The following is an 11,396-nucleotide window of genomic DNA, read 5'->3' as shown; positions in this document are numbered from 1 at the left end:
CCTCACCGAAGACCTCAACCACGAGTGATCAACGGCTTACCCAACACTTTCTGAGACGAGACGGGAGCGGGACCCGCCGTCCCCCGGCGGGTCCCGCTCCCGTCTCGCCGCCGACGGTCAGCCCGGCTTCCGCCCCGATCCGGCGAGCGCCCGGCGGGGGAGGCGCAGGACCACGTTCCCCCGGACGGGGTCCTGCGCGAAGGACGCGCGGTCCACAGTCCCGTCCAGCCGCTCGTACCGGAAGATCTCCTCGCCGAGGCGGAACACCTCCTCCCAGCAGGCCGGTGCGCCCAGAGCCTCACGCAGCAGGGCGAGGCCGTACATGTCCGTGAGGTAGCTGCCCATGGCCGACCGGGCCTGGTCCTGCGTCGCCCCCCGGGTCCGGAAGGAGTCGTCGATCTCCCGCACCGCGATCTCCCCGAAACCCGACTCCCGGAAGTGGGACCAGAAGTCGGCGCGGTCGAAGTGGGGGTAGTCGTGCCCGGTCTCCGAGTGCCGGTGGACGACGTCGGAAAACCAGATGTCCATGGGCGAGCCCGTCTCGAAGTCGTGCACCACGAGGGTGCCGCCCGGACGCAGCACGCGGTGTGCCTCGCGGAACACCGCGAGCAGTTCCTCCCGGGGTATGTGGTGGGTGCCGTACGCGAGGAGGACGCCGTCCACGCTCCCGTCCCGCAGCAGCTGGAACTGGGCGGCCTGCCGCAGCGCGCACACGCCCCGTCGCCAGGCGTGGTCCACCATCGTGGGGGAGGCGTCGCAGGTGAAGAGCGTCAGGTCGCGGACGCCGAGGAGATGGCTCGCCACCCGGCCCACCAGCCCGTCGCCGCCGAGCAGGTCCACGACGACGCTCCGTTCGCCGTCGGGGCGGCGGGCGAACAGGTCGAGCAGGGTGCCGATGCCGGTGGACCGGACCTCCAGGGAACTCTGGGCCCGGCTGTAGCTGCTGCCGCGCCCGCCGTCGCTGTCGGCGCGGAAGTCGTCCCGTGCCGCGCCGTTGAGGGCGTCCGCCGCGACGACCCGGCGGTGGTCCACCAGGCGGTACAGGTGCGGGGCGCGTTCGCGGAGCATCGTGAGCTGGGCGTTCCGGTCGGTTCCGGGCGTTGTCGGGAGTATGAGCGTCATGACGGTTCCTCCGGCTGGTGGCGGGCGACGTGGTGGTACCCGTGGGTGGCACGGGCTTCGGAGAGGGATGTGCCGGCGTCGAGCGCGGCGAGGATGCGCCGCTCCATGTCCTCGACGGCGCGGACGCGGTCGACCACGTCCCGCAGGGCCGCCGCGGGGACGGCGACCACACCACTGGCGTCGGCACAGACGACATCTCCGGGGTGGACGGTGTGGTCCCCAATGCGCACCGGGACGTCCGAGGCCGCGAGTCGAGCCCGGTTCCGGCCGGTGCGGACGCTGACTCCGGCCGACCACACCGGGTAGTCGAGCTCCCGGATCGCGTCGAGGTCCCGGCAGGAGCCGTCGATCACGGTGCCGGCGACGCCGCCGCGACGGGCGACCCGGGTCACCAGGTCGCCCCAGACCGAGCAGTCCGTCCGGCCACCGTTCGCCAGCACGAGCACGGCTCCGGCCGGGACGTCGTCGATGTAGTCGCCCAAGGTCCCGCCCAGCCCCGGCTCCGTGCGCTCGTAGCGGAGCGTGTGGGCCGGGCCGGCCACGAAGCCGGCGCCGGAGCGCGGGCTGAGGCCGGGGAGCGCACCGGGCAGTCCGAGGACGTCGAGGGCGTCGCTTACCGTCGAGGTCGACGGACGGAGGGCGAGCAGTTCCGCCAGCGCCTCCGCCACGGCCGCCGCGAGGTCCGGGTGTTGCGTCATCACTTCTCCTGAATCTCCGCTTCCGGCCCTGCCACCAGGGCTGATGTGCCGGTCCGGCCTGGTATGCCGCTGGGCGGAGCCGGTGCGATCAGGCTCCCCGCGAGGCGACGGCGGGTGCATGAGTCGTCGTTACTCAAATGAGGCTCCCGGCGAGGGGGGTGAAGGGATCGCGGGAACCGTTCGCCGGTGTGGTCGTGACGCGGGGGTGGGACTGAGTATGTTTCCGGGCGCAGCGGCGGATACCGCCCCAGGACGGCCTTAGGGTGCGTGGCGGGAGCACGCGCCCTGATGGTGACCTATGTCACATCATCAAGTGAAACCTTATGCCTCGACCGAAACATCCCTATTCTCCGGAAATCACCGGCGCGCGGTGGGAGGGGCGGGGCCGCCTCCAGGCCCGTCACGGTCGGCCGACGCCTCCGCGGCAGGGCAGCGGGGGCCATGCGGAAGGGGGAATGAGTCCATGGAGTTGGGTGTCGGGATCGGGTGGCGGCCGGAGATCGCGGAGGCGGTCGAGTCCCTGGCGGGTCCGGAGTGGGTGGAGGTGGTCTCTGAGAACGTGTGTCCGGGGCATCTGCCCGCCTCTCTGGAGCGGTTGCGGGAACGGGGGGTGCGGGTCGTGCCGCACGGGGTGTCGCTGGGACTGGGGGGCGCGGAGCAGCCGTCACCGGGGCGGCTGGCGGCGCTGGCCGAGCGTGCGGTGGCATTGGGGTCGCCCCTGGTGAGCGAGCACATCGCGTTCGTGCGCGCGGGTGGGGCGCCGACGGCGTACCCGGCGTTGGAGTCGGGCCATCTGCTGCCCGTGCCCCGGACGTGGGACGCGCTGGCGGTGCTCTGCGAGAACGTGCGCGTCGCGCAGGACGGCCTGCCGGTGCCGCTGGCGGTGGAGAACATCGCCGCGCTGGTCTCCTGGCCGGGACAGGAGCTGACGGAGGGCCAGTTCCTGACGGAACTGGTCGAGCGGACAGGGGTCCGCCTGCTGATCGACGTGGCCAATCTCCACACCAACCAGGTGAATCTGGGCGAGGACCCTCTCGCGGCCCTGGACGCACTGCCCTTGGAGGCGGTCGCCTATGTCCATGTCGCCGGGGGTGTCGAACGCGACGGTGTCTGGCACGACACCCACTCGCATCCGGTCCCCGCTGCCGTCCTGGACCTTCTCGCCGCCCTGCGTGCCCGAATCGCTCCGCCGGGTGTCCTCCTCGAACGCGACGACGCCTACCCGCCCGCAGCGGAACTCGCTGCCGAACTCGCCGCGATCCGCACCACACTGACCGACGCGGCAGGTACCCGCACGGGCCCGGCGGGTCGGGGCGGCGCACCACGGCGACCCACCGAACCGGCCCCGGCCGCAGCGGTCTCCGCCCGCACCGCGGCGGAGACCGCTGCGGTCGGGCCGGACTCCGCCGGAGCGGACGCGACGAGGTCCGCCGGGGCACGGGAGCGGGTCGGGAGCGCACAGGCCGCGCTGCTGTCCGCACTGGTCGCGGGGACGTCCGCGCCGGACGGGTTCGACCCGGCCCGGCTGCGGGTGCAGAGCCGCGCGCTCGCCGCCAAGCGGGCCGACGTGGTGGCGAAGGTCGCCCCCGAACTCCCTGAGATCCTCGGCACGGCGTACCGCCCCGCCTTCCTCCGGTACGCCGAGGGCCGCCCCCTGCGGGCCGGGTACCGGCGCGACGCGCTCGCCTTCGCGGAGCACCTGCTCGCCACCGGCCGCCCGGAGGACCCCGCCACCCGGCATCGCCTCACCCTATGGTGGCGGGACCGGGTCGCCGCCCCGGAACCCCCGGGGCGGGCGGCGAGGGTCGTCCGGGCCGCCCGGGCCCGCCTCGTGGGCGCGGGGCGGTGACCGTGATGCCGATACTCGTCGCCGCCGTCTGGATCGCCGTCACCGTCGCCTCCACCCTGCTGTTCGTCCGCGTCTCCGCCGCCCTGCGCGGCCCGCACACCGCGAAGGCCGCGGTCCACGACGTCTACGAGGCCGCCTTCCTGAGCGGCGGGCCCGGCCGCGTCGCCGACGCCGCCATCGCCGCCCTGCACACCGACGGCCGGATCTCCGTCGGCGGACCGGGTGTGGTCACCACCCTCCGGCCCGTCGCCCACGACCCCGTCGAACAGGCCGTCCTCGACGCCCTCGCGGGCGGGGCCGGCGGCGCCCTTCCCACGGTCCGGCTCGCCGTGGTCCGCAGCCCCGCCGTACAGCGGATCGGGGACGGGCTCGCCGCCCGCGGGCTGGCGCACCGGCCCGGTGCCCACGCGTCCCTGGCGCGCTGGGGCACGATCCAGGGCCTGGTGTGCGTGCTCGCTGAGCCGCTGGTCTTCGCCCTGGTGGTCCTCGCGGTGGTCGGCGCCGCTCCCTTCCCGTACCACTGGATGCTGCCGTTGGCGATGATCCCCGCCCTGGCGATCGGCGGGGGCGTCGGCTTCGTCCAGGCGGCCCGGGCGCGCCGACGGGTCTCGCCCGCCGGGCGCCGCGCCCTCGCCGCCTACCGGGAGGCACCGGGCCAGGCCGCCCTGCACACGGTCGTCGGCCTCGTCGCCCTCTACGACGTGCGGTTCCTGCCGGACCTGAACCTCTCCGCGCACATCGCGGCGGCCCGGCGGAGCACCCGCTCCCGGTCCGGCCGGGCTCACTTCCTCGGCACGGCGGCGGCCGTGGGCGCCGGGACCGCCGCCCTGCAAGAACCGCTGTGGTGCGGCGGCCCGGACGGCAGCGGCCCCGACTGGGACGGCGGCTCCGGGGGAGACGGGTCCGGCTCCTGCGGCGGTTCCTCCGGCGACGGAAACAGCTGCGGTTCCTCGGACAGCGGCTGCGGTTCCGGATGCGGAGGCGGCGGTGGTGAATGAGTGCGGCAGACGTGCGGAAGGAAGCAGCGAGCAGATGCCGATGCGGAGACGGACACGAGGACGGGGGCATCCCGCGATCCTCGCGGCGGTGACGGCCGTCCTGCTGACCGGCTGCGCCGTCGACTCGGGCCCCGCGCCGGGCGCGGTCCCCGACGACCTGTGCACGGCCCTCGACGACCCGGCAGCACTGACCCTCGTCCCGGACGAGGGATCCAGGGTCAGGCCGTTCGTCTGGCGCTCGGAGAACGAGAACCGTGTGCAGTGCCGTGTCGCCGCCACGGGCGGGCCGAATCTGGAGATCGACTTCCGGCGGTACGGCGGCGGCACACCCCCGCGCCGCCCGGACCTCAGCCCGGAGGGACGCGCCGACACCGCCTTCCGGGGCATCAGGACGGAGCACACCCAGATCTGGAAGTGTTCCTTCACTCCCGTGAAGGTGGCCCGGGGCACAGGCGAGCTGTGCGAACAGCCGGCCGGGCGGGCGGGAATGAGAGGCGCGTTCGTCTCCGTCCTGGTCCGCGCGGACCGCGACTTCGCCGTGGCGAGCCTGTCCGGTGGTCAGGACCTCGACCGCACGCGGGCGGTCCTGCTCCGGCACATCGACGAGATGCTCACCCGGATGTGAGAGACCGCCCGCCTCGGGCCCCGGGCTTCGCGGCTCCGGGGCCCGAGGCGTGCCTGAGCAGTCCCGGCGGCGGTGGGCCGGCCGGACCCGATCACCTGGTTAGCATCGCGCCGGGCCACCGGCCCGGACCTCGCGGCCGTCGCGAGGAACACCCGTACCGCCAGAAGGAGTTGCGACCACCCATGCCCCAGATTGCCGCCCGGCAACGTCCCACCGCCCTCGTGATCGGAGCGGGCGCGGCCGGCCTCCTCGCCGCGGCCGCACTCGCCGACCACGCCGATGTCACCGTGCTGGAAAGGGACGTCCTGCCCGACGGACCCGAACCACGGCGCGGCGTCCCGCAGTCGAGACACGCGCACCTCGTGTGGAGCGGGGGAGTGGCCGCCATCGGCGACCTGGTGCCGGGCGCCCTGGAGGAGGTCACCGCCCGGGGCGGACGACTCGCCCACGCGATGCGGGACATCGTCACCCGCGGGCCCAGCGGTGTCTGGTTCCGGCGCTTCACCCACGGGGACCACCGCAGCCTGGTCTGCTCCAGGGACCTCTTGGACTCCGTGCTCCGCAACCACGTCCTCAACCGTGCCGAAGTGACGGCCCGTCACGAAACCACCGCGGTGGGCCTCGAAGGGGACCTGGGCCGGGTGACCGGCGTCCGGGTCCGTACCGGCGGGAACGGCCCCGCCGAGGAGAGCGTGCTCCACGCGGACCTGGTCGTCGACGCCTCGGGCCGCGGCTCGCGCGCCCCGCGCTGGCTCACCGCCCTCGGGCTCCCCGAGGTCGCCGAACGGTCGGTCAACGCCGGACTCGCCTACGCCACCCGCCTCTACCGGGCGCCGGGCACCACCGCGGCCGGCGGCTTCCCGCTCGTCAACGTCCAGGCCGACCCGACCCGGTCCCCCGGCCAGGGCGGCATCCTGCTGCCCGTCGAGGGCGACCGGTGGATCGTCACCCTCTCCGGCACACGCGGCGGTGAACCCACCGCCGACCCCGAGGCGTTCATCCCCTTCGCCCTCGGACTCGGCGACCCCCTCATCGGCGAGCTGCTCAAGGGCGCCGAACCCCTCGGCGACGTGGTCACCACCCGCAGCACGGCCAACCGGCGGCGCTACTACGAGCGGATGCGGCACTGGCCCGAGGGGTTCGTCGTCCTCGGCGACGCCGCGGCCGGGTACAACCCGGTCTACGCGCACGGCCTCACCGTAGCCGCCCAGTGCGGCATCGCCGTGCGTGAGGTGCTGGACCGGCTGCCGCTGACCGCACCCGGGACCGCGAAGGCGCTCCAGACGTCGACCGCCCGCCCCGTCGGCGCCGCCTGGGACCTAGCCGTCGGACAGGACGCCTTCTACCCCGGGGCCACGGGGACCCCGCCCACCGCGGCCGATCGGCTGCGCGCCCGCTTCGTGGACCGGGCGCTGGCCACCGGCGCCAACAACCCCCGGGCGCAGGCGGCCCTGCTCGACGTGATGAGCCTGCGGAAGCCGCCCGGCCGGCTCTTCTCCCCCGACCTGCTCGTGCCCATGCTCCTCGGCCCCAAGCGCCCCCCGCTGGGCGGCCCGCCGCTGAGGGACGACGAGCGGGAGCGTCTCACGGCCTGATGCCCGGGCGGGGCGGGCGGACGTCCCACCCGCGCCCGCCGTCACGTCCCGCACGGAGTCACCGTCCGTTCCGCCGCCGTCCCGAATCACTTGCCCGCCGGGCCCTGCTCACGGCTGCCCCACGGCGAGCCGTACGCCGTGAGCAGGTCCAGGAAGGGGCGCGGCGGCAGCGCCTCGGGGCCGAGGATCCCCGTGCCCGTCCAGGCGCCCGTGGCCAGGAGCTCCAGGGCGACCACCGGGTTGACGGCGGTCTGCCACACCACGGCCTGGGTGCCGTACTCGCGCATCGACCACTGGTTGTCCACGACGTGGTAGAGGTACACCTCGCGCGGGCTGCCGTCCCGGGTGCCCTTCACCCAGGTGCCGGCGCAGGTCTTGCCGGTCATGCGCTCGCCGAGGGTCGCCGGGTCGGGCAGACAGGCGGCGACCACGTCGCGCGGGGACACCCGCACCGTGCCTCCGTCGGCCGAGCGGACGGTGACCGGCTCGGTCGAGTCCAGGCCCAGCGCGTGCAGGGTGCGCAGCTTGCCGATGAAGTCCTCGCCCAGCCCGTACTTGAAGGTGACCCGGTCGGCATCGACCCAGCGCGGGATCAGGAGCACCTCCTCGTGCTCGACGTTCACGCACTCCACCGGGCCGATCCCCTCGGGGAAGTCGAACACCTCCGGTTCGCTGAACGGCGGCGTGGTGAACCAGCCGCGTTCGCGTTCGAAGACGACGGGCGGGTTGAGGCACTCCTCGATCGTGGTCCAGATGCTGAACGAGGGGGCGAACTCGTAGCCCTCGACGGTGAGGTTCGCGCCGTCGCGGACGCCGATCTCCTCGATCTCGTCGAAGAGTTCGTCCGCCGCGTACCGGGCGAACACGTCCGAGAGGCCGGGCTCCACGCCCATGCCGACCAGCGCGAGCCGTCCGGACTCGGCCCATTCCTCGGCCCGCTCGAACTGCTCGTCGCCGAGCTTGACCCCGCATTCGGCGTGCGGTCGTGCCGGGTGCGGCCTCGACAGCGACATCGCCATGTCCAGGTAGTGGGCACCCGATTCGAGGGCCGCCTCGAACAAGGGCATCACGAAGCGCGGGTCGGTGGCGTTGACCAGGACGTCGCACCGCTCCTCGCGGAGCAGCGCGGACACGCCCGCCCGGTCGGAGGCGTCCAGGCGACGGGCGGTGAACCGGCCGCCGGCACCGCCCAACGAGGCGACGGCGGCCTCGGCGCGCGCCGGGTCGTAGTCGGCGACCACGAAGTGGTCGAAGAAGTCGCGCCGCGCCGCGATCCGGGTGATCGCGGTGCCCACGCCTCCGGCGCCCACGAGAAGAACACGCATGAGGAACCTCATTCCACTCGGCGGAGCGCACGGGGTGCGGCGCTCCCGGACGGCCAGGGAACCCGGACCGGCACTGTAAGGTCAATGCTGTTGGCATAAGAATCCCGGGAGCCCGTGCCACCGGCCCGGGCCGGGGACCGTGCCACCGGACCGGCGGAAGGCGGACGGCATGGGAAAGCGCGTGGTCTCCGAGGGTGAGCGCCGCAGGCGGCGGCCCACCAGGAACGGAACCGTCCTGTCCGAGGGGCTGATCATCGAGACCGCCCTGCGGATGCTGAAGGAGCACGGTCCCGGCGGTCTGACCGCCCGGCGGCTGGGGACCGCGCTGGGAGCCGACCCCAGCACCCTGTACCGCTATTTCGACGGCATGGACGGCCTCACCCTCGCGATCGGTGAGGAACTGATCGGCCGCGCCGTCGACGACTGGAGGGTCCGCGGCGACTGGCGTGCCGACCTCCGCGACCTCGGCCTGCGCATTCACGCCGCCTATCTCGCCCACCCGCAGGCGGCGGTGCTCACGGCCGGCCGGGTGTCCGGACGGCACCGTGAGATCGTGGCCGACGAGATCGTCCTCGGCATCCTGCGCACAGCCGGCTTCCCCGACGCGGACGCCGTCGAGATCTTCCATGTCTTCATCGACCAGAGCCTCGCCTTCGCCGCGCTCGACGCCGGCACCCTCGCCCTGGCCGAGTCCGCCCGCGCCGGCGACGAAGGCCAGTGGCAATCGACCTATGCCCGCCTGCCCGCGAACCGGTACCCGCACATCGCGGCGACAGCCCCGCTGCTGGTCGCCCGGATGAACCTCAGCGCCTACCCGGCCGCCCTGGAACTGCTGCTCGCGAGCGCCGAGAGCCGCCTCCGGGCCCGCCTGCGCGACGTCCGCGGGACGCCCGACGGCACCAGCCCATCCCCGGCGAGTGCAGGGGACGGGCTGGTGCAGGTGCAGGAGGGAGGCCTGGGACCCCGGCCTCGCTAGCGCAGGGCGATCACTTCCTGGAGCACGACCCTGTTGCCCGTGCCGCGGAAGCCCTTCATCCCCACGAGCTCGTGTCCCTCGCCGTACGTGAAGGCGCCGAGCGGGTAGGTCACCGTAGTGTACTGCGACTGCTGTGTGTTGGACTCGTCGGATTCGGGGTCATTGAAGGACACCGACGACGGCCCGCCCGCCACGCCCTTGACGCCGGTCAGGGTGACGGCGTGGTACGTCGGGGAGATCCCGGGGCCCTCCCGCTTTAGGATGCCGATGGCCAGCTTCGGCCGGTCACTGGTCCCGCCCATCAGCTGCGCGATGGTCTGCGCGGCAAGCACGTTCTCCTGGAGGTAGTGCCGGGTCGCCTTCAGGTTGATGTACCCCTTCTTTGCGAAGTACAGGTTCATCCCCGCGACGAAGTCGGACTGGGTCGTGCCCGACCCGGGGTCGGTGTTCAGGTCCGTGGCGAGACCCTTGATGAAGTCCCGTACCTTCTGGCGGTCGGCAGGCGTGCCGCTCTCCGGGTTAAGGCCGGCGGGGGCCAGGTTGGGATAGCCGTTGGCGGCCATCCACATGAGCGCGTTGGCCGCGCTCACGGGCAGACAGAAGTTCATGCCGCTGCCGGGGAGCATGTTCGACAACTGGTCGATGTCCGGCACACCGCAGGCGGTGACCGACCACGCCGAAGACGTGACCGCGCTGCCCTGGACGCAGTCGGCCGCTGCTGCCGGTGCGGCTGTCAGTGCACTCGTGCCCGAGGCCATGGCGGTGATGGTGCACGCGGTGACCGTCCACCGGCGCAGTCGGGAGGTGAATCGCATCGTCGATCCGTTCTTCTCGTCGATCGGCCCCGCCCTCCTCTGGGGCGGCACGGAGGAGGGCGGGGCCTTTTGTCTGATTGATCGGCTTGAGCCTAGAAGAAGCGCGACTGAGTGGATTGAGCCTCAGCTACTCAGCGTTCGGGCCCGGTCCCCGATCCGTGAGTAGCGGTTGCTCATCCGACCCGGGGCGGCGGCGCAGATGCTGAGGGCCGACATGGCCATTTGGAGGCACCCATGACACCCGCCCTCACCGAGGCCGCTCCGAGCAGCTATGTCGTGCCCCCGCTCGCCGGACGCCTGCCGGTCGCGCGCCACCCCGACGCGCTGCGCGCCGAGCAGATGTCCGCCCGGTGGCTGAGCGCCCGGGCCGGCTCCCTCGCAGGGTCGCCCGACGCCTTCGCGGCGTACCAGCGGCAGCGCAACGGCCTCTTCGGCGCGTTCGCCCATCCTCAGGCCCGCGCCGACCGGTTGCAGGCCCTGGTGGACTGGTGGAACCTGGCGGCCTTCATCGACGACCTGTCGAGTCGGGCGCCTGGTGCGGGGCATGCCGAGGCCGGCCCGATCCGGCTGCTGTCCACCCTGCATGAGGTGTGGCAGGGGCGGACGGCCGCCCCGGACGCGCCGCTGGCCGCCGCGGTCGCGGACGTGTGGCAGCGTCTGACGGAGGACATGCCCGCGCGTCAGAAGGCGCGAGCCGGGGAGGGCCTGAAGGAGCTGGTGACAGGGTTCGCCCGCGAGGTGCCCTGGAGGAGGGGGCGCGAGTTCCCCAGTCTGGAGAAGTACTTCGGCCTGCGCTGGCAGAGCTTCGGGTCCGACCTCCTGTTCACGCTCACGGAGTTCGGGCTCGGGCTCGATCTGTCCGACACGGTCCACGGCCCGCTGAAGGAGGACCTGGACGCGCTCCACTGCCTTGCGATGCGTCAGGCGGCCCTGGTGAACGATGTCCTGTCCCTGCGGAAGGAGCTGGAGGAGGAGGGCTTCGCCTTCAACTCCGTCGAACTGTTGAGAAGCCGCGCCGGTATGTCCCTCCAGGACGCCGTGAACGCGGTGTGCGCGCTTGTCAGGAAGTACGAGGCGGCGTACCTCGCGAAGCGGGCGGAGGTGGCGCGAGTGGTCCGTGGCGAGCGGCCCCTGCTCACCTATCTCGACGGCGTCGACCACCTCCTCGGCGGCTGCCTCCACTTCCAGTGCCAGACCTCGCGATACCACGGCGGTGACGCCCCCTGGAACCCGTACCGCTCCCGGCTGGTGAAGGTAGCGGGCTGGCCCACGAGTGCTCCGGAACGGGCCCGGCCGAACGGCTGAGAAAGTGTTGGGTAAGCCGTTGATCACTCGTGGTTGAGGTCTTCGGTGAGGCGTCGGGCTGCTTCGGTCTCGATGGGGCCGTGCGGCT

Annotated in this window: 11 protein-coding genes; 7 read left to right on the top strand and 4 right to left on the bottom strand. The window is 73.0% G+C overall.

What is annotated here, in order from left to right; translation table 11 throughout:
• Positions 1-117: 117 nt before the first annotated feature.
• Together ABZ457_RS29890 and ABZ457_RS29885 are read right to left on the bottom strand one after the other, a co-directional pair.
• A complete protein-coding gene (locus ABZ457_RS29890) occupies positions 118-1,122 on the bottom strand; it encodes a methyltransferase domain-containing protein (protein ID WP_359163985.1) in 1,005 nt (334 codons plus the stop codon).
• The gene (locus ABZ457_RS29885) at positions 1,119-1,820 is read right to left on the bottom strand and encodes an RraA family protein (RefSeq protein ID WP_359163982.1); all 702 of its coding nucleotides are present in this window, start codon (positions 1,818-1,820) and stop codon (positions 1,119-1,121) included. The genes ABZ457_RS29890 and ABZ457_RS29885 overlap by 4 nt, the downstream gene beginning before the upstream one ends.
• 463 nt (positions 1,821-2,283) lie before the next feature.
• On the opposite strand from ABZ457_RS29885, the gene ABZ457_RS29880 reads away from it, so the two are divergent.
• From ABZ457_RS29880 to ABZ457_RS29865, 4 genes are all read left to right on the top strand, one after another.
• A complete protein-coding gene (locus ABZ457_RS29880) occupies positions 2,284-3,669 on the top strand; it encodes a DUF692 domain-containing protein (protein ID WP_359163979.1) in 1,386 nt (461 codons plus the stop codon).
• Between the two features lie 5 nt (positions 3,670-3,674).
• Positions 3,675-4,667, top strand: coding sequence for a TIGR04222 domain-containing membrane protein (locus ABZ457_RS29875; RefSeq protein ID WP_359163976.1), 993 nt, complete (start codon positions 3,675-3,677; stop codon positions 4,665-4,667).
• Positions 4,668-4,755: 88 nt separating this feature from the next.
• Entirely contained in the window at positions 4,756-5,292 is a 537-nt protein-coding gene (locus ABZ457_RS29870) for a hypothetical protein (protein WP_359163973.1), read from the top strand.
• Between the two features lie 182 nt (positions 5,293-5,474).
• Positions 5,475-6,887 carry an FAD-dependent monooxygenase gene (locus ABZ457_RS29865; RefSeq protein ID WP_359163970.1) on the top strand — a complete coding sequence of 471 codons (1,413 nt, stop codon included), beginning with the start codon at positions 5,475-5,477 and terminating at the stop codon, positions 6,885-6,887.
• An 86-nt stretch (positions 6,888-6,973) separates the two neighbouring features.
• On the opposite strand, the gene ABZ457_RS29860 is transcribed toward ABZ457_RS29865, so the two are convergent.
• The gene (locus ABZ457_RS29860) at positions 6,974-8,212 is read right to left on the bottom strand and encodes a saccharopine dehydrogenase C-terminal domain-containing protein (protein WP_359163967.1); all 1,239 of its coding nucleotides are present in this window, start codon (positions 8,210-8,212) and stop codon (positions 6,974-6,976) included.
• A gap of 169 nt (positions 8,213-8,381) precedes the next feature.
• Between ABZ457_RS29860 and ABZ457_RS29855 the strand changes: the two genes are divergently transcribed.
• Positions 8,382-9,188: a TetR/AcrR family transcriptional regulator gene (locus ABZ457_RS29855; RefSeq protein ID WP_359163964.1), complete on the top strand. Its 807-nt coding sequence runs from the start codon at positions 8,382-8,384 to the stop codon at positions 9,186-9,188.
• Here ABZ457_RS29855 and ABZ457_RS29850 read toward each other — a convergent pair.
• Positions 9,185-9,841, bottom strand: coding sequence for a hypothetical protein (locus ABZ457_RS29850; RefSeq protein WP_359163961.1), 657 nt, complete (start codon positions 9,839-9,841; stop codon positions 9,185-9,187). The two genes, ABZ457_RS29855 and ABZ457_RS29850, sit on opposite strands and share 4 nt — an antisense overlap.
• Here ABZ457_RS29850 and ABZ457_RS29845 point away from each other — a divergent pair.
• Together ABZ457_RS29845 and ABZ457_RS29840 are read left to right on the top strand one after the other, a co-directional pair.
• Positions 9,813-10,169 carry a hypothetical protein gene (locus tag ABZ457_RS29845; protein WP_359163958.1) on the top strand — a complete coding sequence of 119 codons (357 nt, stop codon included), beginning with the start codon at positions 9,813-9,815 and terminating at the stop codon, positions 10,167-10,169. The two genes, ABZ457_RS29850 and ABZ457_RS29845, sit on opposite strands and share 29 nt — an antisense overlap.
• A gap of 68 nt (positions 10,170-10,237) precedes the next feature.
• On the top strand, positions 10,238-11,308 hold the full coding sequence (locus ABZ457_RS29840) for a terpene synthase family protein (protein WP_359163955.1): 1,071 nt from the start codon (positions 10,238-10,240) through the stop codon (positions 11,306-11,308).
• Positions 11,309-11,396: the final 88 nt, after the last annotated feature.

It is taken from the genome of Streptomyces sp. NPDC005805, assembly GCF_040630445.1.
Classification (GTDB): domain Bacteria; phylum Actinomycetota; class Actinomycetes; order Streptomycetales; family Streptomycetaceae; genus Streptomyces.
The sequence above is the reverse complement of the archived record's forward strand: the minus strand, read 5'-3'. Positions and strand labels throughout refer to the sequence as shown.